This is a genomic window from Shewanella xiamenensis (assembly GCF_024971755.1).
Classification (GTDB): domain Bacteria; phylum Pseudomonadota; class Gammaproteobacteria; order Enterobacterales; family Shewanellaceae; genus Shewanella; species Shewanella xiamenensis.
Genome location: NZ_CP079717.1, coordinates 75,977 through 101,578, shown reverse-complemented (window position 1 = coordinate 101,578; position 25,602 = coordinate 75,977). Strand labels below are relative to the sequence as shown.

The 25,602-nt window shown below is 41.2% G+C and carries 27 protein-coding genes; 9 read left to right on the top strand and 18 right to left on the bottom strand.

Annotated features, from left to right (window positions below):
• Positions 1–176: 176 nt before the first annotated feature.
• The 13 genes from KXJ80_RS00555 to KXJ80_RS00495 form a co-directional block, all read right to left on the bottom strand.
• Positions 177–1,910, bottom strand: a complete 1,734-nt coding sequence (locus KXJ80_RS00555; RefSeq protein WP_259474417.1) for a phosphoadenosine phosphosulfate reductase domain-containing protein — start codon at positions 1,908–1,910, stop codon at positions 177–179.
• 361 nt (positions 1,911–2,271) lie between these two features.
• Positions 2,272–2,490 carry a hypothetical protein gene (locus KXJ80_RS00550; RefSeq protein ID WP_259474416.1) on the bottom strand — a complete coding sequence of 73 codons (219 nt, stop codon included), beginning with the start codon at positions 2,488–2,490 and terminating at the stop codon, positions 2,272–2,274.
• Between the two features lie 21 nt (positions 2,491–2,511).
• On the bottom strand, positions 2,512–2,736 hold the full coding sequence (locus tag KXJ80_RS00545) for a hypothetical protein (protein ID WP_259474415.1): 225 nt from the start codon (positions 2,734–2,736) through the stop codon (positions 2,512–2,514).
• A complete protein-coding gene (locus KXJ80_RS00540) occupies positions 2,733–3,518 on the bottom strand; it encodes a PRTRC system ThiF family protein (protein ID WP_259474414.1) in 786 nt (261 codons plus the stop codon). The genes KXJ80_RS00545 and KXJ80_RS00540 overlap by 4 nt, the downstream gene beginning before the upstream one ends.
• A 53-nt stretch (positions 3,519–3,571) precedes the next feature.
• Positions 3,572–4,336 carry a hypothetical protein gene (locus KXJ80_RS00535; protein WP_259474413.1) on the bottom strand — a complete coding sequence of 255 codons (765 nt, stop codon included), beginning with the start codon at positions 4,334–4,336 and terminating at the stop codon, positions 3,572–3,574.
• A gap of 63 nt (positions 4,337–4,399) precedes the next feature.
• Entirely contained in the window at positions 4,400–6,280 is a 1,881-nt protein-coding gene (locus KXJ80_RS00530; protein WP_259474412.1) for a BRCT domain-containing protein, read from the bottom strand.
• A 484-nt stretch (positions 6,281–6,764) separates the two neighbouring features.
• The gene (locus KXJ80_RS00525; RefSeq protein WP_069455509.1) at positions 6,765–7,124 is read right to left on the bottom strand and encodes a hypothetical protein; all 360 of its coding nucleotides are present in this window, start codon (positions 7,122–7,124) and stop codon (positions 6,765–6,767) included.
• The gene (locus KXJ80_RS00520; protein ID WP_259474411.1) at positions 7,121–7,429 is read right to left on the bottom strand and encodes a hypothetical protein; all 309 of its coding nucleotides are present in this window, start codon (positions 7,427–7,429) and stop codon (positions 7,121–7,123) included. The genes KXJ80_RS00525 and KXJ80_RS00520 overlap by 4 nt, the downstream gene beginning before the upstream one ends.
• 2 nt (positions 7,430–7,431) lie before the next feature.
• Entirely contained in the window at positions 7,432–8,178 is a 747-nt protein-coding gene (locus tag KXJ80_RS00515) for a PRTRC system protein B (protein WP_259474410.1), read from the bottom strand.
• Positions 8,179–8,229: 51 nt separating this feature from the next.
• Positions 8,230–9,456, bottom strand: a complete 1,227-nt coding sequence (locus KXJ80_RS00510) for a hypothetical protein (protein ID WP_259474409.1) — start codon at positions 9,454–9,456, stop codon at positions 8,230–8,232.
• 256 nt (positions 9,457–9,712) lie between these two features.
• Complete coding sequence (locus KXJ80_RS00505) at positions 9,713–9,934, bottom strand: PRTRC system protein C (protein WP_069455505.1); 222 nt, start codon at positions 9,932–9,934, stop codon at positions 9,713–9,715.
• Between the two features lie 11 nt (positions 9,935–9,945).
• On the bottom strand, positions 9,946–10,296 hold the full coding sequence (locus KXJ80_RS00500; protein ID WP_069455504.1) for a hypothetical protein: 351 nt from the start codon (positions 10,294–10,296) through the stop codon (positions 9,946–9,948).
• Positions 10,297–10,389: 93 nt separating this feature from the next.
• A complete protein-coding gene (locus KXJ80_RS00495; protein WP_259474408.1) occupies positions 10,390–12,099 on the bottom strand; it encodes a PRTRC system ParB family protein in 1,710 nt (569 codons plus the stop codon).
• 670 nt (positions 12,100–12,769) lie between these two features.
• Between KXJ80_RS00495 and KXJ80_RS00490 the strand changes: the two genes are divergently transcribed.
• The 3 genes from KXJ80_RS00490 (at position 12,770) to KXJ80_RS00480 (ending at position 16,073) form a co-directional block, all read left to right on the top strand.
• A complete protein-coding gene (locus KXJ80_RS00490) occupies positions 12,770–13,969 on the top strand; it encodes an AAA family ATPase (protein ID WP_259474407.1) in 1,200 nt (399 codons plus the stop codon).
• Positions 13,966–14,898, top strand: coding sequence for a ParB N-terminal domain-containing protein (locus tag KXJ80_RS00485; protein WP_259474406.1), 933 nt, complete (start codon positions 13,966–13,968; stop codon positions 14,896–14,898). Before KXJ80_RS00490 ends, KXJ80_RS00485 begins: the two co-directional genes overlap by 4 nt.
• Positions 14,899–15,188: 290 nt before the next feature.
• Complete coding sequence (locus tag KXJ80_RS00480; protein ID WP_259474405.1) at positions 15,189–16,073, top strand: 3'-5' exonuclease; 885 nt, start codon at positions 15,189–15,191, stop codon at positions 16,071–16,073.
• 166 nt (positions 16,074–16,239) lie between these two features.
• Here KXJ80_RS00480 and dnaN read toward each other — a convergent pair whose 3' ends face one another.
• The 5 genes from dnaN to KXJ80_RS00455 all read right to left on the bottom strand — a co-directional run bounded on the left by dnaN (position 16,240) and on the right by KXJ80_RS00455 (position 21,172).
• On the bottom strand, positions 16,240–17,334 hold the full coding sequence (gene dnaN, locus KXJ80_RS00475; protein WP_069455499.1) for a DNA polymerase III subunit beta: 1,095 nt from the start codon (positions 17,332–17,334) through the stop codon (positions 16,240–16,242).
• Positions 17,335–17,405: 71 nt separating this feature from the next.
• On the bottom strand, positions 17,406–18,335 hold the full coding sequence (locus KXJ80_RS00470; protein ID WP_069455498.1) for a hypothetical protein: 930 nt from the start codon (positions 18,333–18,335) through the stop codon (positions 17,406–17,408).
• 2 nt (positions 18,336–18,337) lie between these two features.
• Positions 18,338–19,252, bottom strand: coding sequence for a recombinase RecT (locus KXJ80_RS00465; RefSeq protein ID WP_069455497.1), 915 nt, complete (start codon positions 19,250–19,252; stop codon positions 18,338–18,340).
• A 9-nt stretch (positions 19,253–19,261) separates the two neighbouring features.
• The gene (locus KXJ80_RS00460) at positions 19,262–19,978 is read right to left on the bottom strand and encodes a recombinase RecT (protein WP_069455496.1); all 717 of its coding nucleotides are present in this window, start codon (positions 19,976–19,978) and stop codon (positions 19,262–19,264) included.
• 60 nt (positions 19,979–20,038) lie between these two features.
• Positions 20,039–21,172, bottom strand: coding sequence for a PD-(D/E)XK nuclease-like domain-containing protein (locus KXJ80_RS00455; protein ID WP_167352766.1), 1,134 nt, complete (start codon positions 21,170–21,172; stop codon positions 20,039–20,041).
• A gap of 270 nt (positions 21,173–21,442) precedes the next feature.
• On the opposite strand from KXJ80_RS00455, the gene KXJ80_RS00450 reads away from it, so the two are divergent.
• The 6 genes from KXJ80_RS00450 (at position 21,443) to KXJ80_RS00425 (ending at position 25,537) form a co-directional block, all read left to right on the top strand.
• Positions 21,443–22,795 (top strand): hypothetical protein, encoded by a 1,353-nt coding sequence (locus KXJ80_RS00450; RefSeq protein WP_069455494.1) that lies wholly within the window; start codon positions 21,443–21,445, stop codon positions 22,793–22,795.
• A gap of 12 nt (positions 22,796–22,807) precedes the next feature.
• Complete coding sequence (locus KXJ80_RS00445) at positions 22,808–23,563, top strand: hypothetical protein (protein ID WP_069455493.1); 756 nt, start codon at positions 22,808–22,810, stop codon at positions 23,561–23,563.
• A gap of 4 nt (positions 23,564–23,567) precedes the next feature.
• Entirely contained in the window at positions 23,568–24,020 is a 453-nt protein-coding gene (locus KXJ80_RS00440; protein WP_069455492.1) for a metal-dependent hydrolase, read from the top strand.
• Between the two features lie 11 nt (positions 24,021–24,031).
• Entirely contained in the window at positions 24,032–24,553 is a 522-nt protein-coding gene (locus KXJ80_RS00435) for a hypothetical protein (RefSeq protein WP_069455491.1), read from the top strand.
• A complete protein-coding gene (locus KXJ80_RS00430; RefSeq protein WP_069455490.1) occupies positions 24,543–24,995 on the top strand; it encodes a hypothetical protein in 453 nt (150 codons plus the stop codon). Before KXJ80_RS00435 ends, KXJ80_RS00430 begins: the two co-directional genes overlap by 11 nt.
• 74 nt (positions 24,996–25,069) lie before the next feature.
• On the top strand, positions 25,070–25,537 hold the full coding sequence (locus KXJ80_RS00425; protein ID WP_069455489.1) for a hypothetical protein: 468 nt from the start codon (positions 25,070–25,072) through the stop codon (positions 25,535–25,537).
• Positions 25,538–25,602: the final 65 nt, after the last annotated feature.

Below are 25,602 nucleotides of genomic sequence, written 5' to 3'. Positions count from 1 at the left end.
GCTAATTCAGTCTCGGATGCGGTTCCAATTCGAGACTATGCGATTTTAGCCAAAGATATGGGGGGCTGTCTTATGGCAGATTCTTAGCTGTAGCAGCTTGCACACATAATCCCTAGGGCGAGATTACATCCGCCAAACCAGGCTCACATTAGCAGATAAAAAGCAGACCCGCCGACTCAAAACAAGGTCTGTTGAGGGTTATTTTCTGCAACGCGCGAGGCAATCTCTAAATTCATTTGGCGTTCTGATACTGACAGCAACATGATTGCGTCAGGTATTGATATATCCAACGTTGCTCGTAAGCTATTTAAGGCTTGAGCTCTTCGGGCATCATCGTGGACACGCCCAATCGAGCCTTTAGCGAGTGTTACAACACCGGATTCAAGTAAATGTTTTAGCATAACTGTGGGGCATTTTGCATTTAGATGCCCATTTTCCACTAGATTGATATAGAAATCTTCAACAAACATCATCGCTTTTGCGTCTGCGGTCACTACATTGAATGAAGCCGACTCGGTATAGCGAATTACTCTCTGTGATTCTCCGTGTTTCTTAAACATTCTGGTAAGGGATTTGAATTTTCCATCAAGCCCTTCGTCGTCTAAACCCTCTGGTTGATTACTTTCTACGAATGTCATTAACGGAAAATAGCGGTACTCTGGGGTGAGTGCTTGCCCAGTGTAAGTTGTTTCGGGGATGGAATGCCGTACACCGTCATTAACGACTTCATGCCAGATTTTCAGGGCCATGCCGGGTTCTGGCTCCCCTCCTTCTCTACTCCAGTGATATTGAATGGCTAATAGTTCACGATAATCAATCAAATCAATAATATGATTCCCATTAAGTTCGTATGCGTCAGCTTGAATCGAAAGCACGTATCGCAGGAGATTCATGCGATACGTGAGGTTATATTGGTTCAGCCCTACTTTGATATAACCATCTTTAGACATCTTACGGCCAAGGGTGCTGCGATGGTTATAATCGAATAATGTATTTAGCATATAAGTGCGGAGTTCGTTGAGAGGCTTCATAAATCCGTAGGTCTTTGGATCGATATTTATCTGATTTTCAAGTGAAGCGTCTCGTTTTGTTTGGCAGCAGAGAAAGCAGCCATGTCTCGCACCGCATTTTTTAGCCGCAGCGTTGATCGACTTGCCTGCAAATAAATCACACACACCGCCGTTTCCGGCAGAATAGTGTTTTTTCAACTGTTCGAAATGGTCAGAGTAACTTTCTATATCGCCATCATCGATAATAGAGAACAACTGCCACACATCGTTGAGAGTCCAATTTTTTATTGGCGCCATTGTCCAGCCAAGTTCGCTCATTACTGGTGCGAACTCAGTTTCTTGCCGTTTTGCTAAGTTCGCAGCCCTCTTTAAACTTTCATCATCACGCGAACCTGATATTGAGCAAATTTTTTCAGTTTGATGTTTTTTTACTAAATCGTTTAGGAATGTTTTCAGGGGCATTATTTTCCATGAGTACGCGCAATCTCGCGACTTTGAGGAAGTTTCGGGGGTTCTCAGTAGTTTTCCTCGGCCAATGTACTCAACAAGTGGTTGAGAGCTAAGGGCTGGTTTGAGTACCTGGCATTCGATAGGGAGATCATTTTCGATGGCATAAGCTGATATATCGTCATGCAAAGTAAGCATGTAGTCATGTAGTACGATGTTTTCAATAGTCGTATCAGTAGTAACAACATAAAGAGGACCAACATCAGCATTCATCGCCCTAGCGCGTTTAAGCCCCTCAATTACACATACTGAGGTCGCAATACTGTCTTTGCCTGAAAGCCCTAACACTACACGCCAACCTTCGAGGAATAGCTTTTGGACTCGAGCGACTGTTATCTCGTACTTGCCATGATCATGGCTTGATAGAAATTGATATTCGATGGTGGTGTTCATAAAACTCGATGCGCTTAGTGATTGATTAATCGATCATCGCCCACTTCTACAAAGGCGCAACCAGCTGAAATGTTCGCAAAAGGTTCAGTAGTGTAAAATTTCGGAATTTTTTAAAAATGAAAGCAAGAGAGCAAGTGTGAAGAGTTGTTTCTGTTGACATTTATGTGGTTAGCCATGTTGTGTACAGGTTGTAAACAAAAAATGTGAATACCCTTTTGGAATTCACATTAAAGAAAAGAGCATCAATCTGCTTGGCGTTAGCACAATCGGTTAACTAGAAATGTTTATCTAAAACACGAGGTGTATTTTGAAAGGTGTTTAAGAACACAACCAGATCCAATTCTTATCAAATCCAGTAATATTAATCTCTGAAAGGCCAATGACGTTCAAGAAAGCGATCAACTGGGTCATAAATCCATCGCTTCCAATTCCATGTGAGCGTTGCAGATATAAAACCAGCGATAAAGGTATTTATTGTCGCTAGATAGATTATTAATCCAAGGATAACGAGCATAGCTATTAAGGCTATGAGTACAATGAAATCAGATTTGTTGGCTAGTTTTGAGGTGTCAATTTTCATTTTTGTCTCCCAACGTGGTAATTATTTAGAGCTAGTATCCAGTGTTGGTTTACGTTTTTTAAGCTGAGTTAAAATCACGGATTTTGCAGGATAGTTCGTAAAGGCTTTGTCAAAGGCTGCTCTTGCAGCTTGTTTTGCTGGTTCATTGCCGCTTTCATTAAGCTCTGCATAGCCAGAGTAGCCGAACTCTTTAGCGGCTTGTTCAGCCGCCTTGTGAGCGATTGTTGTTTGAGAGTTGGGGATCATTGTTCAACCTCATAACCGTAGACAGCCCAAACTTGAGGATCTATCTTCATTGGTTGCACAGTCGCGGAAGCTACATCAACGAATGCGCCATGATGTGACACCTTGGCGTATCGAACTAATTGCCAAATTAATTGCGTTGCTTGTGCTGAAACGGCTCGGTTTACACCAAAGTCCTGCTTTTTTAATGCCATTTCGGTTGAGCATGAAGGGGTATCTTCGCTTGAGTCATCGACCTGTTCTAAGGCTGACGAATATAGATCATAAACATTCGGAAGTCTGATTCCGTTGCTGTTAATCATTTTATAAGCGTGACCAAGAATGATTTGTCCATCGTTTTTGCCGTTTCCTACGTCTAGCCACAACAAATCAGATTTTGTATTAGATTTTTTGAATATGTTACCTAGTTCGACTCTAAATTTAGCTCTATCTACTGCGGTAATCACTATATCCGTGCTAACGAAGTGTTTAAGACTGGGATCTAAATATTGGGGAATAGACTTCCAGTTTGTACCGCCAAAATTGTTAAAGCGATTAATAAGAACATCAGCTTTGTTGAAACCCACATCACCGAGATAGAAGCACTGACGCCCCACATTAAAGATGGACACATCATCACCATCTACAAGCGTTAAGTTAATGTAGATTTCTTGATTTGATATCTGCCGAAATAGCGCATCCATCTGAAATAACTCAGTAGCAATTTGAGAACCTGACCCCCCTGCCCCAATTAACAAGATATTGATTGGTCGATTGAGCATGTTTTGAGGTATAAAGAAGTCCATTGGTTTGTGCCTTTTCTTGTGTAGATAAGTGCACAATATGCCAAGTCTAATAATCAGCAACTACACTTTATGGACAACTCTATTTCAGTCCAGTTGGTTGATGCCATTCTCCAACATTCGGAAGGGGTTAGTTGAAGTTTGCTGGTAAAGGTTAGCCAATATCCAATTTGTAAAATGATATTAACTGGCACACGTTTTTCAGAAATGATCATGATTTCTGTCTCCATAAAATTCGTGTTGTATTTTTTGATCAACTCAAAGAGTAATTGCTTGAATTTGGGATTGTTGAGTAGAGGGGATTTGAGCTTTATTACGTAGTCATTATCATTTTTTATGCAGGTCGTAAGCAATTCTCCGAATGCCTGAATCGCACTTCTAAGGTTTTTAGCAGAACCACTAAAATGAGGGGTGATAGTTGAATCCTTAATTCCAAAAGTGAGCTTGGAATTTTCCGTAAAACTCTTTAATTGCCAATTGTGGTTATTCATCGTGTATATGCCCAATAAAAAGGCAGTAAAAAAAACAACCATGAATGTAGTAAGCATTACGTTTTGGAAAACGAAGACCTCATCATAAACAAAAACTAGCCTGATCAATATCGCCAGTAGGCTCAAAGAAAATGACACTAATTTGATGCGGTCAATAATGTTGGGCATACGAGCCACCCTAAGCAGATATTTTCTTGAAATGTAAAAATTAAATATATAAATCAAAATAATAAGTGGGAAAATGCTTAACCTGGAGTCTGCGTCAAAAATCAACGCAGCAATACAGCAGATGGTCAATGCGATAGACGCTTTTTTAAGATTGGACGGCATGACTTACCTCTTAATCAGCGCCCCACAAACAGCTTTGTAGGGAGCTTCATTAATAAAATTCAATTATGCTGCTATCATGTTCCGATATTCAGATTCAGTAATTATTTTAACGCCTTTATCCTTTGCAGCATTCAGTTTTGTTTGTCCTACATTTTGCCCGATAACCAGATAATTTGTGGTTTTACCAACGGTAGATTGCACGTTCGCCCCGAGTTTTTCTGCATTAGCGCTCATATCATCTCGATTGCTTTCCATTTTGCCTGTGAATACAAGGTTTAAACCAATTAGAGGCAACGCTGAATCTTTCGAAGCTTCAGAGGTAGAAGGAATAATGGAATCAGTCACGTTAAGCACATTTGATAGGAATGCTAACAGACTGGCATTTTGCTGTATTCCGTTGCAGATGGATACCGATGTGGCTTCACCAAAGCCCTCTATGGCTTTTAATTGCTGGCTGTTTAGTTCACTGATATTAGCCAAGCGCACATGCTTTAAAATACGCTTGCTGGAGCCTCTACCGCAGGCGTGAATACCAATTGAGGCAAGTACAAGATAATCGAGGACAGGCGTTGCTTTAATTCGATTAATCTCTGCGATCAGGTTAGCCGCTTGCCCTGCCCCAAAGCCACAGGTTAATAGGCATTGCTCGGTCATTGAGTAAACGGAGCCAATCGTGTTAAATCCTCCTTCAACAATTTTACGTACTGATTGTCGACCGAATTGAACTGCTTGCATTAACTGAAAGTGATATTCAATCGAGCTGACTTGGCGTTCAGTGCAGTTATCATTCGTGCATACTATGAAGTCATTTTTCCACGCAACAGGAGTTTTGCAGCAAGGGCATTCTGTTGGTATCTCAGCTACAACACTTGAGATCACAGATTTGGCAGATGGGATGATTTCACCAGATCTTACCACCTCTAGCAAAGCACCCTTCCCTATTCCGTTAGCTTGAACATATCCGGCGTGATGGCCAGAGAGCTTGCTGATTGTCGCTCCACTAATCCAAGTTGGTACAATCTGGATAACAGGGGTGATTTTGTTTCGCCCAACCTGCCATTCGATACCAATTACCTCTACTTCTGCGGTTTCACTAACTGACTTTCGCGCGATTTGCCACAAATGATGATGATTGTTGTGACCTAATTTTTGCTTAACGGCTTCGTTTGTAACTTCGATAACGGTGCCATCGGTTAAATAAGGTGAAACATTTCGCGCTTGGTCACAATATGAGTCTAAATTATTAATAAGTTCGCTGGCTGTTACAGATGGGCATTCGATGGAGTCAAAGAACACTAAATGTATAGCGCCGTCTTTTAACGCATTTAAACCAATATCGCTTAAAGTGTTACTGTTAGCGAGTCCTGCGACAAAGTTTCGTGGGTGAGCAAACCCCTTAGCTTTGAGTACCGTTTCAAAATAGTCTTGCACCACAACCACCTCACCGATGTTGTTTTTATTGCTATCACCGACTAACTTCAAACCGTTACGATACAAGTGAGTTATGCTGTTACCTTCAAACCCGTCCCCCCGCGAATAAATATCTTCATCGGCGCTAATATAAGATGCCGCTAGACCGTCTAGCTTAGGGCTGACTCGATAGAGAAGTTCATCAGTGATCCCAAGTGCATCAGCCGCGTTCTTGCAGCGTTCGACGAAAGACTGGATATCATGTAGTTCATACGCTTTTTGAGTCGAAAGCATTGGTTTGGTATGTTTGTAGCGGCCATTGCTACTAACTGCATTGAATGCTTCAGGTTGCACTTTGGTGATCAGTGGATGTTCAGGCAAACGAGCTTTTAAGGCTGGCATATAGATGAAATCAAATGCCGCATCGGAGATCACTGGCGTACCTGCTCTATATTGGTCATTAAAATAGAACATCAATTGAGAAAGCTGATCGTTAGAGAGTGATGCTGTTGGAGTTGAAATTAGATTTTTCATATTGAGATACCTTTGATTTTCAGAGATACCCAAATATTCTCACCTTCTCAATATCGCGCCACCCCAATGGACTGAGGGTACATTAGTAGAATTTCTGTTTTTAATATCATAGATATAGAATTTCACGGATGAGCAAGAAGGTTGGAAATGGATAGACTAGACGTGGTGAAACAATACGTTTTAGCTAATGTAGATGACATTGCGGATACGCTAGCGCATTTAAAATATCAACGAACCGGCTGCGAACTTAAATTTATACGGCTTTTAATCAACATTGACCTACGCGAGTACAGCATACTTAGCCTAGAGGATAGTGATATTGGCTATCACAGCACAGAATTTGGGGAAATGCTCACTAAGTGCAGCTGCACTAACTTATCGTACATCCCTGACTTTCAATTGATAAATTTTGTACCTGGATGGGAAGACACAGCCGCATTAAGTTTTTTAACTCGGATACAAGAAAGATAATTCATAATTGATGTCACTCCTTAACTATTGGATAGCTTTCACAGAACCGCATTAGGTCATCGATTGTTAATTTCTTATTGAAGTGTGCTTTTCGCCAGTGAACGTAAGGTAGTGTATTGGGGAAGAACGTATTAACACCTCCCCCAAGCCAAGTATAAAGTTGCTGAACATTATTGAATCTAGCCGAGCTATTAAACCCCAATTCTGGGTGTAATCGAATCCCTTTAAACTCATAGCGTAACGCTAGTGGAATTGTTTCGATTAAGTCCCGCAATGGTGTTGCAATGGTGGGCTTGTAAGGTGGCGTCTTACCGAGTTTAAATGCTTCAAATGCTTTCGGATTTCTCATTAAAAATGACACTAAGTTATTCATAATGGCCTCTTATTGTTTAGGGCATTTCGCAATTGATTAAACCAGCATAGCGTTTGTGTGTGTGAAGGAGCTTTAACCCAATCAAAGATGAGCATGTTGGCATATGCAGGATGCACACGCTCACGCCTTGCCAGTAATGCCAGATGGAATAGTGCTTCGGTCAAAAGATAGTCGGGTGAACCCTCAAGCCATTTGTCTGCAATAGTCATGTACTCTTTCTCAAGTAATACATATTTAAATGCAAGGTTAGCGACCGTGAGTTGCGAAAGGTTTTGGGCAGTATCAACAACTTCTTGTGAGCACATGATTAACGTCCTCTCAAGATTTGCCCGACAGTGGAGTTGATTGGCATAAGTTCAGAAGTAAGTATTCGTTGACCAGACTTTTCCTTTTGACGATAGAATTCTTCAATGTTGACAGGCTTGCGCGTTAATTGATTGTGGTTAGGGTGGGTAAATTTAGAACCAAAAAATTCTTTCTCCACCACATCAATAATGTTGCCTGACATTTGTTGAGGAATTTTCATCGTTCCAAGACACACGCTTCCATTCTGATAAATGTTCATCAATGGCGCGTGGTAGAGTTTTGTGTTGGTATTAGGTCGTTTATTAGAAGCAAGTGCAAAAACGGATAGAGAAGCGATACCATTGCCAATAGCGGGTTTGTAGACGTACAGCAATGGTGGAAGTGTCACTAGAACACTCGACTTTGTTAAAAAGAGGGTCTGCTCTTTTCTTGGCGTATACCAAGCTAGTATTTTTGAGTTTTGAGCAATAATGTGTGGCTCAATGTAGTCGGCAAAAGCATTCAGGCTATTCGATTCATTGCGACTTTGCATATCCGTTACCGCTTCTGCTAAGTCATCAATTGAAATCACATCCCCCAACAACAGTTTGCCATTATTAATTTTGTGGCGAGTAATACAGGTTCGTGAACCAGTATTATTTCCGTGGATCACAATTGCCAACTGACTGCGGATTTCTTTTTCATCACCGAGGTTTGCTTGTATGAATTGCTCTACAAGAGAAGTTGGTGTAGTCATTTCAATATTCATAGTGCCATGCCAAATGTAACTAAAGAGATAGAACTAGGTTAAGGCAAGCACTTAATCGCGCAACTCAATGACCGCCATGATTAAGCTCTTGAGGCAAGTCGTAATGGCGTAGTTATTAAAGTATTGAATAATGTCATGATCAAAGTTCATGTTTAATACGGCCAGTTCACCCATTGCGTAGAAGCGTTCCATTGCGTTTTCTATTGACCAAATTTCTGCTGGATGGTTGTATGAATAGAAAAATTGACTTGATGTATCAACGTCAGACGCTTCTTCAAACGGGTATATGGTAGGCTTGATATTTTGTTCAAAATAGGAAAACACATTGTTTAATGGTGTCAATTCAGGGTATTTCTTTGACAATGATTTACTTTGTTCCTGCAATGTTGATAGTTTGACTCCTGAATGCCCATTGATTTCATCAACAAACCTGTTCATATATTCACAATCTAAAATGGAGTCAACGCCATAATCGTTCAGATAGTCGATCATTTCTCCGTCATTTATTTTTAGATCGATACACATCTGTTCTGTGTCGATTTCATCACTGCTGTTAAAACCTTTAGCATTGAAATAGTCCATAATGCTTTTAATCGTGCATTCATCCCATATTTCTTCGAGTAACCAATTATTGTCAGATTCGTGTAGGTAGGCTGTAGGACATTCAAATTGATGAGGCATGATTTTTTCCACAAGTCCCACTAGGCAACATTTTAAGTGCGGATCAAACGCATACTTTTGAACGTCGAATTGACTATTTACTGCGTCCCTGAAAGTGACTTTTACCGCAAAATCGAATTGATAATGTGTTCCTACAGCTTCGGGGTCGCTTAAAGATAACGATAAATCCATAACTTTTTCATAGAAACCAAGTATACCATCGTAACTCTCCAGCAAGTTTCGCTGTAAATCTGGATTATCTTGAAGCGAGTCTATGACCAGTAGGCGTATGTTGTTTTTATGGAGATTGATTATTTCAGATACTTGAGTCGTAAAATTATTCCAATAGTCTTTGGCCAGCAAATTTGATATTGCTTCAATTTGCTTAATATTATCTTGCTCATTCACAGCAAGCATTACTTGCTCTTGGCTCAGATAGCCCATTTTCAGACCATGCGAAAGAATGGATACGATGTTATTAATATTGCGGTCAAATACGCTATAGCGATGGTTAAGGGTAATGAGTGTATCATGGGGAAGGGTGGGTACAGTTGTCCCGTTCATGGCAGAATACCAAACCTTCGACATGCTAGATAATGTTGGTGGGTTAAGACTCATTGTGTTGACCTTGTACGCTTAATCGGCTGATACGAACAAAGTACAACTGACTCAAAATCGCGCTACTGAAAAAAAGCGCCTCGAAAGGCGCTAAAAGTGTTGGGGGGGTTATCCAAGAGGGGGAATATCTCGGGATTTGACCAGTTGAGGTGAGCTAGGAATAGTATTCAATCTTTGCAAGAGTAGAACAGGTTTCGACTGTTTAACCTCTTTGCATATTGACGCTGCCCATTGAGTTAGCATTTCATCCATATCACTAGCCTTTAGTTTTGACAGGGATAAGTTGAAATTCGTATAAAAGTTCTGTTCCATCTTCATTTAACTGACCGTCCTCTAAATAGAGGCGGGTGTGGCGGATCATTGGGAACTGTTGAGTTAATATTCGCTGTACTTCATCTAAGTCAGCGTGAGGGGCTGGATCAGTAATCGTTGCAGCACCGATTTTAAATTTTCTTGTCAATGTGTTCATTTTCAACATGCTATTACTCCCTATAGAGATTCTTCATCATCTTCAAACTCTAAATCGACCCAATTCCCGTCATCGTCAGGCTGCGCGTTTGTAGTTGTATCATCAGTAGCTTCTCGTTGTGGTTGAGATTTGATGTTGTTGCTTTTCTCTGCCAAGTTAAACAACTCGTTGGTTAGCATCATATCAATGTCTGCTAGACTCCCCATCATCACAATTGGAGTGCGAAGTAAGTCGGCTAGTTCGCCTGTTGCAGCCGCATTAATCTGAGAAGTTAGGATCACTCTAGCTTTGTTATCAGCCGTAAACTGGATTGAGAAGTTGATGCGCTCTGCACCACCGATTGTTTTTAATTGATTGAGTTGGTTAAGCATAGTGACCTCAAAAATTGATTTGGTTTGGATAAATTAATCATGCCGTATGTCGGCAAACGGGCAACTCTCACGCCCGTTTGCCAATGACCTCACTTACTTGATCAACGCAATATATTCATCAGGCGCAAATCTAGACCAATCAAATTGGGCTGCGAGAATTGCCTCAACAAATTTGGCTTTACCTGCATTAGAAGCTGTGTTGAAGCTCCCTTCTTTTTTGCTATCCATTGCCTTATCAACGCCAGCTTTGATACATAACGCTGAAAGTGAGCCTATTGTGTATTCAGATAAGTTCTCCTTCGTTGGAATCCACTTAGCTATGGCTACCGCTTTAGCGTCTGTAGCAAAGGTGATGTTATCAATCATCATGTTAGTCATATTGATTGTTTGATCTGATTCCTTTGATGCCAAATGGAGCGTGATGTTTCGGATCTCTGCTTTCAAGTCGCAGACATTCAACCGTAAAGCAGCTTTAAATGTGTCCTCAAAGCGGCAAGGGTTAGATAGCTCTTTGTTAATAGCTTTATAGTTAGAGGTGAGTCTCTTTAGGGCTGCATAGGTCATAGCAAGCTGGAAACACTCATTCGGCATTAGTAAATCAACAGAAGTCTGTCTCAGCATGGCTTTATTGGTTTCTATAACTTTCTTAGGAACAACACAGTTAACTTCTTTTTTAGCTTCTTTTGGCTTTTTCGTCTTAATATGTTCGGCCACTACAGATTTAGAGGTATTACCATGTTCATTTTCAAACGGAGCAACCATTGAGTCTTCTTTCTCGGTCACTACAGGTTGCGTTAATGCTTTAACACATTTTGAAAAACACAGGTTGTCGATACATTGGTTCTCGTAGGTTGTCCCTAACGCTCGGCCTAGTCGGTCATCTACAAGAACAACACGCTTCTCACAGGCTTGGCATCCTGTAGTAAATTGTTCTTCACCAACGGTAATCGCATCTACGGTATTACGGTCATTGTCATTGATCTGTTGAACGAGCAGGACTGTGCCGTATTGATCTGCTAGTTCCGCTTTTCTTACTTCAAGCCATTTCGCTGTTTTTTCTTTAAAGCAATTAATATTTGAACATGCAGCTTTGTGGTCATCCAGACCAAACAAGCCTGATTGGGCGGCACTGTTATGAGGGCAGGTATTACAAGCCGTAGTGTCAAATTTTGCTAGGTTTAGATATTGTTGACCTTTAGATGCGCGTTCACGTAAATAGGTGACCGTCCATTTTTCATCAATGATTTTCATTAACGTGCCTTTCTGCAACTTGGTTGAGAAGGGTGCTAATAACAGTGCGTGTCCAACCGTGATAGAACCATCTAAAACAGCTTCCAACACTTCTTCGCAACACTTTAAGATTTCAACCCTTTCATTAACTTTTCTCATTGTCCAAGATAAACGGTCAGCTATAGCCTGACGATCACCGTTATAAAAGGCACTGAGTTGTTGAACCGCCTTACATTCGTCAACTAAATTCAAGTCCTCACGATTTAAATTTTCTTCAATTTGATGCTCAAGGGCTTCTGCGTCCGAAAGAAGTTTAACCAATACTGGAATTTCTGTTAATCCAAGCTCTTTACTGGCAATCCAGCGACCATAACCAGCCACAATTTCAAAGCGGTCATCGGCAGGACGAACAAGCACAGGCTGAATAACGCCACGTATGCGAATGCTTTCCTTTAGCTCAGAGAATTTATTGTCATTACGTGAGCGTCTGCTATTACCAAAGGGGAGGGCGTCAATCATGCTAATAGGCAGCATGGTGTTGTGTGTTGCTGTGGTTTGGATTGCTGCATTCATATAGTCACCTGTTAAATTGAGTTGTGTCGTTTCGATGTGATTAGATTCGCATAGAGTGAGAATCGAGCAACTGTCTATCATCTATGGGGTGGGATAGGCTTTTCCATGTTGAAGAATATCTTTGTAGGCAGTGGTAATTGGTTGTTGGTTGGGGCTATGAATGCAAAGGTTTAATGTAAAAATGGGTTGTTAGTAATTACAGAAAGTCCACCTTGAACAGAATCATTGTTACACTTAAACACTGTCAATATCCCATGAGCCAATGCGTGGACATTGCGATTTCCTTCACGACAAGCACGAATCCTTGATGGCTAGAGAAGGGCGTCACCTTTTCGATTGTTGCAGTTCAACAACCAGTTTTGGTTGTATCAACGTAGCATTCCATCCGTGAAGGTGACGTAAAATCCCTTGCGAAATTCGGGGCGAATTTTTTATGCTGAAATCGGTATAAATCCTTAAAATACAGTATGTTATTGATGGTTTTTGATTTGCGAATTTTTTGATTTTTTAGCTGTTTATTCAAGAGTTTTACTAACTGCGTTTATGGCTCGCCAATTTATCTTTGTGAGCGTTTCGGTTTTGTGCACGTTTTTTGTGTAAAACCTCGATTTTCGTGTTGAACGCTCGTTTGATGTGTATTAGTATCGTGCCATTAGCATAAGGGGGGTGTATGGAAATTAAAGATTTCGACTTTATATCGAGTAAAGCAGATACGTATTTAGAAGTTATGAATAAGCAGGTGTTGGACTTAAAGAAAGAGTTTTGCAAGCCTGAGTTTCACATGAGATATTCGAAAAAAACCATCGAGTCTTTCCCATACCTATCCCGAAATGCAGTTGAAAAGGCGATGACTGAACTCGAAGCTCAGGGTTACGAGTTCAAACGTAAAGATAATGGCAATCTGGATTCATTTAGCCTGATGGATGTCATTGCGATTTATGAGCAACGGAAAGTACCCAAATATCGCAACACTCATAGCAAAGGGTTTGTTCTTTATTTCAACAACTTGAAAGGTGGTTCTGGTAAAACTTCTGCCTGTGTCAATACTGCCCATGCGTTAAGGACGGAACCTACATTAATTCATCATGATTTGCGGGTGATCGTATTTGATTTAGACCCTCAAGCAAGTGCAACTATGTTTTATAAAAGCAACCTTGCTATTGGTGGGCAACCATTTACAACGGCCAAAGCGATGTTTACTAAAGAACTAACGCGAGAAGACCTGTTACGTGATTACATCTTCGAAACCGACGTGCCGGGCGTGTATATCATGCCTGCTGCGATTGATGATGCGTTTTTAACGACATCATGGCTGGAGCTCTGTGAGGAAAAACTTGATAACCAAGAGCCACATTCGTTATTGAAAGAGAATGTCATTGAAAAACTGCTAGGTGACTTCGATATCCTTGCTGTCGATAGCGGGCCACATTTGGATTTTTCCTTATTAAACGGTATCGTCGCGGCTGATCTGCTCGTGACACCTCTTCCACCTGCACCTGTTGATTTTCATTCGTCATTAAAATACCTATCGCAACTACCCCTGTTATTGAAATACCTGAGTAAGCAAGGGATTGATGTCTCAGGCAAGGAATTGATGGGTTTTATGAATAAATTTAGTTCTCACATCATGCAGCATCAGGAGTCTTTATCTGGTGCAACACTCTGTTTGGGTGAGAAAATGTTAGACGCACACATTCCGGAACTATCTGGTTTTCAGCGTTGTGGTGTGACACTGGACACTGTAATTTCAGTCGACCCGACTATGTACGATGGAGGGCGAAGTGCGCTTAAATCTTCTCAAGATGCCATTTACACTTTCGCCCGTTCATTTTTTGCGCGTACACAATTAATCAGGAGCCGTCAGCAATGAATGCGAAACTATTAAGGCAAAAACGTGGAACCTCGATAACCGAAGAGGTGACGAAACTTATGGCTGAGAAACAGGCTGAAAAAGCCGATCAGCCTACGGTTTGGACATTAATCTCTGGCCGCAAAGTGACCTTTACAGAGATCACTATTCCTGCCGAAGATGTAGAACGTCTAACTAAAGTTAATGAGCATAACCGGCGCGTACAAAACGAGCTGAAGAGTAAATCATTGGTTAACTCTATCAGGCGTCAACAGTATCAGAGTTGTATTGCAATACTAATTGACGGCATATATTACTTCTACGACGGCTCTCGCAGACGAGCTGCAGCCATCGAAGCCCATAGACCTTTACGGGTAATGTACTGCACAGAAGACTTAACGAATCAAGAAGTTAAGGGGTTAATTAAAGAACTGCAAAGTGCGGAAGAACATTCGTTGCGCGATCACGGTGCTTACTATGAGTCTTTATTGAATCATCCAACATCGCCCATGACCGAAGAAGAAATTATTTTTGAAGAAGAAATAAGCAAAAGTAAATTCGACCGATGTATGAAGGCTTGGTCAGTGCCAAGTATTTTGATAGCACTATTTGAAGATCAAAAAGAGTTGGGCGATGGCAGCTATACGATATTAAAAAAGGTAGCTAAAAAATACGCCACGCAATCAGAGCTAGAGAGTTTTGTTGAAGGATTAGACATTAAGCCTGGAACATCCTACAAGGAGACGATGGACTTTATTGTGGATGCCGCAGGTTTAAGCAAGAAAACCAACACCGAAAAACCGCGAAAAATTATCGATATTAGCAAGGATAAGTGGGTAAAAACTCGTAGCAGTGGAGTTAAGCAGGTTTTTGAAATATCGAGAGCAACTAAAGAAGAGTTAGCCAAAATAGAGCAATTTATTATTGAAGTATTAGCACCAAAAACATAACTCAGTGCTAAAACAAAACGACGAACATGCTCAACCGCCAAGTAGCTCATGTTCGCCGCCATACCAACAAGTGAAGGAGGTTCATCATGTCAGTAAGTGCGATGGTAGCAGTTGCAGAAAAAATTGCAAAGGGGCAGAGAGTTAAGATGCCGGCGATGAAGTTTTCAGATTGGCCATTGTTTTGCCGATGCCTTAAAGAGTCTAGGCTCAACAATAAGTAATTAAATCGAAAAAAGTGCTGCAATCATTTGCAGCACTTTTTTAGTTTATTTGAAAGCGAGGTAAGTGCATTGGCCATTGATAAAGCTGAGATTGAACTCTTGCGAAAAGAGGCTATCGAAAAGGAATTGGCGTTTGGCGTATCGCGTTTGCGGACGGAACTACGCATGAAGCCGAGTGTCGATGCCAAACCGCATAAATGGGTTAAATCGCCTTACAATCGCGCCAAAAATCCGATATATCTTGTCGCTGATTGTGTGCCATTGCGAGCTAGAAATTCGATAGAACCGTCCAAAAAAGTATTGCTGGCAAGAAAGATTAGCGGATTAAAAGCGAAGTTAAGAAGTCCTAGCAACCAAGCGATTGAACGATTGACGGTTTTGCTACAACAACCAGAAAGAGTGGTTTATTTGGATAGTGAAACCACTGGCTTAGAAAAACAAGATCAGATCATCGAGTTGGCTATTATCGATATTCAAGGGCGAGTGCTCTACGATAAGCGGTTTAAGCCCTCTGTGGCTATCAATGAATATGCCCAAGATATTCATGGTATCAGTGCTGATTCGTTGTCTTCTCGACCCAAATGGCCATCGCAAGTGGATTCCATAGCTGAAATCTTGCGTGATAAGACAGTGATTATTTTCAATAAAGAGTTCGATATTCGATTATTAGAACAAACGTCAAAAGCATTTAATTTGAATACTGAGTGGATAAGGAGCTTATCAACCTATTGTGCTATGGCATTAGCTGCCTCAGTTTTTGGAAGTACAAATCGTTACGGTACCATTTCGCTTGCGACCTGTGTTGAAGAGTCAGGTTTAGCCTGGGGCGCAGAAGCTCATAATGCGGTGAATGACTGTGAAATGACACGACAGGTCATAATGAAAATGCTGGAGCGATATAACGCTATCAAAGTTGCGATAGCGTCATTAGAGGCGGAAATGGCGGCTCTTTAAAAGCTATGATGTTGCAACAGAAAACACCAAGGATAAGTCTCGAACAAGTCACCCCAAGGATTGAGACTACTCCAACACCAGATGTTCAAATTGAGCTTCAACGACCTGTTAGTTGTGATAAAGCCTATGTTTTATAGACTTTATCAATTGCTCTGATCAGTTCAAATCAACAACGAACGGGCATGACTAGAGTGATCAATTCATGTATGCCACAAGTGATCAAAATCGCTGTTGACTGGTTGAAGTAAAAAGTTACTGTGTCACCCCCTTGTTTTGCAAGGGCATCAGCAAGGTAACTAGGGTTCACTCCAATGGTTATCGCGGGACAGTGCAATTCAACATGGTCAATTGTTTCTGCAAATGAATTGGCTTCATCAATACTTGAAACAGACAATACAACTTCTCTATCTATGTCGAATCGAAGTATGGGATTTTTCTCAAGGCTGGCGACAGCATGAAAGCGTTTAATAGTGTGTTTCAGATCGTCTAAATTGAAGGAAACAAACCCGCCAGTTCTATTGGGAATTACTCTATTTACATCGGGGTAACGACCTTCACCTAAAACTGATATGACAGACGTATCACTACTTGTAATCGAAGCGCGTTGTTCATCAAATGAAATGACAACTTGTGTTTCTGGTGGCAGCGATTGCGCTAACACGGCGGAAATCAAGGACGTAGGAACGAGATAGCTACCATTGCCACTACAAGTTAAATTCTCATGGGTCAGTTGGCTTAATCGGTGTCCATCAGTCGCGCAAACCTTTACCGTTTGGGCTTCTATTGAAACATTAACATGGCACAAGTAGGTACGAACATCCCCTTTAGCGACCGCGTAAGCCGCAGTATTAAATAGGGCTGATAACTCTGAAATATTGCAAATAATTGAAGCCTGAGATTCAATCACGGTAGGCGCGTCAGGGTAATCAATAGCAGGGCTTGCAGGAGATTTGAGTCGGCTTTTACCACTTTTGATGATGGCCATACCATCTTTTAGCTCGAATTTAGCAGTATCAGCAGCGAGAGCACTTAACACGGTTGCCAACCGTTTGGCTGACAGGGTGAATGAGCAAGTTTCAATTACCATTGCTTCAAGTTTAAAAGAATTAAATTGAGAGCCGTTAGAGGCGCTAAAACGAATCATATTGGCACTGGCATCGGCCTCGATTAGCACTTGCTCAAAGATAGGGTTAATTTTGCTGGTGGCATGGCTGCAAATTGACTGAATACGAGATTTTTGGTCTAAAGGGAAAGTAAACATAGGAACGCCTCTTAAATGACTAATTGCTGTATTTCTATATAGTTACACAGCCTTTAAAAGGCGCTACTCGGTTAAATAGATGAGATTTTCTCTTCAAATCCAAGAAATTTGAGGAATAAAAACTCCGAGGGTTTTCCATCCACAATAGAGTATTTCACTTCGGCATTTCCTGAGCGAGTCACGTTAGCTATCTCACCTTGATAAATCTGACAAAATTGTTCGTCACGAACACTGAATACTTTGCAGGTTGATGAGTATGTTGGCTTTTCAATATAGACCTTAGCATTCACCCAGGATTGAGTAATGCAGAAAATCAATTGATTATCAGCATAGTAGGCAAAGTTCATGCCTGCAGCTTCATCGAGTAGTAAGGTATTTGCATCCACCATGTCGAAAGTAGTGATATTCTTCGACAAAGAGCGCAAATAGTGGAATGCATTTAGAGGTGTAGGTTTTGACTTAAACTCGAGAGATAATACCTTGATCTGGTTACCATCCACTACAGCAACCATATCAAACGGCAAAAAGTCGATATTTACCCTTATGCTTTCAAAGTAATTTTTTATTGTAGGTTCGTAAACCTGAGTGTTGTAACGCAAATCAATGAGATCTAACTTATGAAAGCTACATTCTATTTTTAAAGGGATGTCTTTAGCTGAAATAGGCAGTACGTTGTTGTTGACTACAATCGAAACTTCGTCAGTAAAGCAGAAGGCGGTTGGCTTTGTGGCATTTTTATTTGGGGCCAAAGAGATCTCAGTTACAACGTCGAACCCCTTTTCTTCATACTGAGATACCCGGCATTCAAGTTCATCTTTAATTTGATACACAGAATGCCAAATTTTGTTGTTATAAAAATGGCGTGTTTTGCCATTGGTGACGGTAGAACATTGCAAACCATAGTTGCGGTTGCCATCGTGTTCGATCATCAATCGAACAATGTTCTTTGTTTCCGAGTGCTGTAGCACAGTGATTTTTTCAATGAATTCGTAATCAGGCATAATTAAAACCCCACGCCCATGACGTCAGATCCCCATGCAATGAAGTCTTCGCTGTTAGCTGGCGGCAGTGGTTCGTTTTTTGTAACCGACTTCTGACCGAGTGGGGCAAACGGGATTACCACATTGCCTTGGTTGTTTTTAAAGAGCTGGTCAATGGTACTGGGTTGTTTAGAGCAACCGCGAAACTTGTAGTGATTTAAAGGCATAACTTTTCGCAATGCTTTGGCTTTATGGAATTGACGGTCATGCAAATTAAGCAACGTGGATACAATGTCGAGATCACCGTTGTTCTGCATTGCTGAAATCGCTTTAAGTCCACGACGTAGGCAAGAGGCTTTGTAGAACATCAATTTTTTAGTGTTAGTGATATACGGGTTCACACCATTGAGTCGGTCGTGAATGTTAGCGTACATGGCTTGCGATGCTTCTTCAGCTGACATTTGTGCAAAGAACGATTGGCCATTGTCTAAATCGATAATGCAATACAGTCCATGCAACTCACTGGGTTCAACGGCAACTGTGTGATGCACTTCTTGAGATGCGTGATTGATTTGCAGCGTATCATTCTCGTAAACAGGGTTAACTACAATCTTTGCAATGCTTGAATGCTCTAGTAATAACGCGGTTAAACCAGCAAAAGAATAGTCTAGTTCAAACTCAAACCTGAATTTTGATTCGTGATAACGCGCTTGCAGTTCCATCGTGTTGGTATCAATTTGCAAGCCAGCATGAACATAAGGGGTAACAGCTTCGAGTAGCGTGGTAGGCACCACATCCTTTAGCAAGAAAAACTCATGACCAAATTGAAACCGACTATCCAAAGACGTCGATAAAAATTGGTTGATAGACTGCATTTCTGAATCGTTAAGCGAAAACATATTGCTAATGTCATTAATGGTGGTTTGAATAATATCCATAGGGAACTCCTAAAATTCAGTATCTAACAACGAGGATTGCATTTCAGGGGTAGCCTTGATTAGCTGACGCCAATCTTTTGCTGCGCGGCGGTACAAAGCGACCCGGTTCATTTCTGTTCTCCAAATACTATTCCAAGGGGTATTACCCATGTTCGCTTCGATTTGATGTTGTGCAATGCTATCCATTTCTTCGATGCTTAAATAGGACATAAGCACAGAACCGTCCATCAGTACACTACGGCAGTACCCTCCAGAACATGCACCACGGACGCGGGGATCAATCGACAACGACGTCACAAAATGCTCAATTTCTCCGGTGGCTGCTTGAATGCGAAAATGGTCATTTTCATAAACCAGAACGGCATTAGCATTTTTGAGTACATTTGCGTTGGACGCGATGGCAATTTCTCCGCGATAGCCAGGATACAGTTTCATTATTTTCTCGCCAGTTTCAGACAGCGATGGGATCACATAAGCCAGTTTTTTTTCTGGATCAAGTGAGAGCCCTAAACGGCAAACGTTGAGTAATAGCCTATACACTGACCATGATGCGGCGACATCCAAAGGGGAGGTGGTCGCAAGCGAATTAAACACGATTTGGTTGAGATAGCCGATTTCCTCATTGAGATCGACCTGATGGCCAACAATCTGTGAAGACAAGTAATTAAAATTATCTTGGAAAACCTGCTGGTGCGGTACTGACAATTTGACTTGTGCGGTTTGCATGGTGAACTCCTTAAACTGATATAGCCAGATTAAACTGTGCTGTTAATCCCGCAACTACAGTTAAACCTCTATAACCCAAGTCGAACGACTACGATCATGTCCGTACCAATTGCCGCTAGTCAGTGCTTCCTTAAACTCATCTAGCAAATCGAACATTTCTTCAGTGGATTCAATGATTTTTTTGCTAGACAGCTCAAATGTTTCACAGTTGTCAGCGTCCTTATATTCCGTTGCAATAAAGCAAAAGTGTTTAACTGGGATGCCTGCAAGGTTCGCGACGTAGCAGTAAAATACCTGCTGAAGATCATATCGAAGATCTCTAACTTGATAGGCAAACTTGGTCGGGTTGGTTGAAAGAGTTGTCTTTAAATCTACAGCAATGGCATCATTGCGTAGCCAATCGAAACGGACTTTGAGTAACAGTCCTGTGGTTGGGCAACGGGCGATAATAGTTAATTCAGCGTAACCATCACTGAGTAGCCAATCCGCTTTTGGGTGGGCGCGAGTGCTGCGTTCTACTCGTATGGCATCGTCCCATACAATGTGATCGATAACGTGATGGTTGATTAAATTTTCCCAAATCGGTTGAGAAGGGCTAATCGCAAGAATTTCTTCTATTTTCTTTTCACGCGTCTGTGATGTATCTATTCCATAGAAGTACGCCATTTCATCCAGTTCAGCATCGGTTCGTAGATATTTGGCATAACGCTGGTCTAAAAAATTGACAATTAACTGTTCACGCAATTTTTCGAACAATGGCAATGTGGGGTCAAATGCGTAAAGACGTTCAACCAGTACGGCTTTTGCACCAGATACAGGTAAATTGTTTTTAGCTAATGCAGCCTTTAGTTGCGGAATGGATTCAATCAACTCTACATCGGGAAAATCTTCTGGCACAGGATTACGCATGAAGTTTCCATGGAAATTCTCAGGCTCTAATACTCTCATGTGTCCGAACGTACCTGCGTCGAATGTGTATTCTTGTTGCTTGGTTCTTAAACGACACACATCGGATAGATACTGACGAAAGTAGTAGTGACGTCCTTTAGCGAATGTCTTGATGCCTGTAGAGCTGTGGGCGTCCAAGGCGTGATAGACCTCGTTAGGCATGTCAGTGTAAATCCCTTCAACGATTTCACCTTGAGCATCCAAAAAGTTAGGTTTGCCAGATGCGGTATATGCTGGTTGGATCATGTCTTGCCAATCTAACGATGTTGTTTGTATCAACGGTGCGCCCATAAATAACCTCTAATTCGTTCACTTCTTGTCATCACTATCGCATCAATCTAAAAACAGGCAACTGACCGTAAATCAGATAGATACATTGCAGTTGCGCGTTTTTAAATAGAGATACAATGGTTGGTGAGGAAGATTTTTTATTAGCACGTCTTAAATCAATTCTGAACTGAGATTTATGTGCAATTTTCTTTGATATAACGGATTAATTGAAAATGAGGGGGCCAGATGAAATTTACATTACTAGGGCTATCAATACTGTTGCTTAGTACGGGCAAGGTTTGCGCTGAAGATCCGAACATTTATGAATATAAGGACATGGAAGTTTCTGTGCTAATGAGTGATAGCGAGACGGTACAGCAGGCTGTTTATCGGGCTGAGTCATTGTTGCAGATAAAAGCTGTAACAATGACCCCTAAATTTGTCTCGCACACAACAAGTTACGATAGTCGGACCGATGAGATGTTAGAAAAAGGCGTTATTGCCCAAGGTGCTAATGTCTCAGTTACCAATACGCGGTACGTGAAAGCGTTGGAAGATGATCATGTGAGTGTAAATGTGATTGCCGATGTCACAGTTGATATTTCAGCGATGAAGTCGAAGGTTTACAGTGAAAAACGTGAAAAACTGATGGAGTCAGCTATCGATGACCTCAATGCCGACTATCAAAAGCTGGTTGCGGTGTTAGACAAAATGAAGATGAACCTTGCGTTAAGCACGCTTGACTCTGTGATCGTTGCTGACTATTACGCCAAATTGAACAGTAGGCTAGGGATTGTAGACGGTGATGTGGTTAAGGAACAGTTGCGAGCGCATCGAGAAGGGAAAACCCCAAGCGAAAAATTAAAATCAGAGATAGTTTCCGCGTATAAGCAGTTTGTATTCCCTTTCATGGCGAATCCAGTCATTAATTACCAAGTGATTGATATCATTCCACTTGAGCACTCAGTTGCGGAAGTTAAAGTCAGGGTTACGATTGAAAGAAAGGGGGGCGTTAAAGACGCATGGTATCCGATAGCGGCTAATGAAAATGTTATTAAAAATTGTAAAAAGTTCTTTTTCGGATGTGACGCATTACTTAACCCTAATCAAAGCAATGCATCAATTGAGGTGAAGGAATTATTGGTACCCAAATATTGTGGACCCTCATTATATGAATTTCTGCCTTATCGATATCCGGGGGAAAGGTCGTTTATAGACGAAGAAGAGCAGGTTCGATGCGGAATTTCGAAAGGATTCGCTTTTGGAGACTCGCGTTTTTATCAATCGCACAAGCAAAACCTGCTTACTCCTGAAATGCCGCTGCAACCGGAACCTTTTGACAATGCGTTTCGAGAGTTGTCGAGAACGGCTTACTGGTTGCAAATCAACATAGGTAAGGAAAAGTTTAAAGTCAATATTAGTAATATTTGGTTGGATGACATCACATTGTCGGCTTACATGCCTGAGAAAGACGCCGAGGATGGAATAAAAATTAGCTTCAGGGTACAGGAGGAAGAATTCGATACAAATACAAGCAAGTGGATGAATACAGCTGGAAACTTTTTGCGATATCAGACCCGAAGAATCGGTTTTTATTAAAGGAATTTAACAATGAAAAAATTATCTATCGCGTTAGCCGTTGCCTTTGTGTTGGTGGGTTGTGCTTCTGATCCAGTGGAAAAATACGCAAAACAACAAGAAGCATTAAAGGACATTGCCGTTGAAGAAGCTAAGGCAAAGCTTGATAGTGCCCCAGATTGGTATATCGCCCCGCCTAAAAATGATGGTTATGGCTTGGTAGGGGTAGGTGCAGCATCATCTAAAGACATGCACCTCGCAGTTAAAAAGGCCCGTTTACAGGCTGAGTTTGAGTTGGCTAAGAATTATCGACAAGAGCTCTCTGGCTCAGAACGTTCTTATGAGCGTGAAGACGCGGCGGGTAATTTAGTGCAAGCTAGCCAGTTCTTAATCGATAAGCTGGTGGATTCAGTGCCGATTGTCGGATATGACCTTGTTGACCAAAAAGTGATGGTGTTGCCCGATGGCAAATTCCAGGCTTTCACGTTATTAAAGCTGCCATTTGATGAGTTTAATAAGGTTCTGCAGAGCATTAAGGCTGATTCGCAAGATGCCAAAGAATTAGAAGCATTTAACGATTTAGAGCGTCGTCTAGAGGCCAAGCGTGATCGAAAATCGCAAGATGAAGAACGTGATCATGCGCGGAAATTAGAGTTAATGGATCAGCAAAATAAAGTGTTGTCAGGGGCAACCAGTCGAGCCACTCCTCCTGCTGAGAAGGAACCACAAGCAATGGCTGTTCCGTCCAAGAAAACTCCGCTTGATGCTGTCATGGATTTGGTGAACTAAGGTGATGTTCCGCAACCATCTGATTGTGACAACCGCGGTCGCTATCGCTGCGGTGAAATATATTGATTTTGCTATGCCAGTGTGGGTTGTCATTGGTTGCGTATTTTTTGGCTCATTACTCCCGGATTTAGATCATCCAGGCTCTACAATTGGGCGCCGAGTGTTGTTTATTTCATTGCCGTTGTCGGGATTATTTGGACATCGACAAATAACGCACTCGATTTGGCCTTTTGTTGGTGTGCTTTGGCTGTTTAATCTCGAGATGCCTGAAAGCTGGCTGATTATGGCATTACTAATTGGTTACTTCTCGCATTTACTGGGGGATATGTTGTCAGATAGTGGCGTACCGCTATTGTGGCCAATTCCAATGCGATTTGGGATATCACTGTGTACGACAGGTGGAATTTTGGAACATATTACGGCTTATAGCTTGTTGGCTGCGGCTATCGTTATTTAAAAGGAAATATTATGGAAAAAACTAAGAAAGACGCATTTTTATCGGAAGTGCTTGAATGTAAAGTGAAGCCGAATGTCTCTGTTAATTTGTCTGCGAGATCGTCATCAGAACTCATCGAGAATGTAACGACGAGGGAACTCATCAATTTACTTAATGATTTTAGCTTTTGTAACGCCAAAATTGACCTTGATGATAGTGATTCCATTTTTAGTATTACCGTTGAATCATCGAGACTTCTATTTTTCAGCAACGGCTCTTGGTCTGCTCATAATGGTGTTGATTTTTTCGGTGTGATGGTCACGCTCCCTGTTGGATTTGAGGGTGAGTTTATATCGAGATTTAATCAAAATACAAAAATCGGTCGGCTATACCGAATTAACAAAGAAAGCGAAGCAACGGTGTATAGAGTAGACGTCCATTTAACGGGTGGGGTTAGCAAACAACACATCTATTACATGATCAAAACGTTCATTGATTGTTTTAAGCAGTTGTACGCAGGTTTGTTGGCTCAGGAAGGTGTGTATGAACAATAAAATAGCATTGGTGAGCTTCATCGCTATATCGCTGGTTGTGGGTGGTGGAGGCTGGTGGAAACTAGAAGCCAGAAAGACTTTGGTTGAATCGACACTGCACAATGAAGTCTATGGGGAGTGGGTGGCAGTTGGCGGTATATGTAATCAAGACATAGAAGGTATTCAGGGGATTGATATTTTTTCTGATCACACAATCAGGGAAGGCAAACGTGATGAAATCGATGATATTAACTTAGTCGCAAAGGTGTTCTCAAGCGAGTGTGAGCTAGGGCCATTGAAGTTCGATTTTGAAATATCGATCATGCCTAATGAAGAAAAATACCTACTTGGGAAAGTGAATGGTCTCTCCATTTTAAAATCTAGCGATACTGGAGTGATGTACTTCAAGATGAGTCGAGATTTTAAGCAACTTTATGATAATTATCGCAAAAATGCAGGATGAGCACAAGGATTGCGCGTCTGTGAAGCCATGGGATATTAGGAATACACAGTTAATAATTTTCGAATGGAAAAATTATGAATTTTATTTTGGATAACCAGCTAAAAGATGAAAATAGGATTTCAACTCACAATGTAATATGTACACTTAAAAATTATAAAAATCAGAGGTATACGAGGATTAGAAGCCAGGATTTGCAACGAATATCTACGTGTGATAACTCGACTGAAGTACAAAAGACATTAGCCACTTCTGAACTGGAAAGGCGGTCCTACGTAGATAGCCAGTCGATGGGATGGAAATACGAAATTACCCTTCACGCACTCGATCGGCTTAGTATTCTTTATTTACACAAATTTATTCAAGAATTTGATGGCAGGGAGGGAATAAGTAGTTGGTGTAACCGCCTGGTGAAAGAAGCCTTAAAGTTAAATAAAAATGCTCTTAATTTACAGGAGTTTAGCCTAAAGCATGAGGGGATTACATTTTCATTTAGAGAAAGTACGTATATTGAAAATACATTAGTTCTAACAACAATCACTTAGGAATTTAACAATCACTAAATAGGTTTATTTTAAATATAATTTCGGAGAACAGCTAATTATCTTAC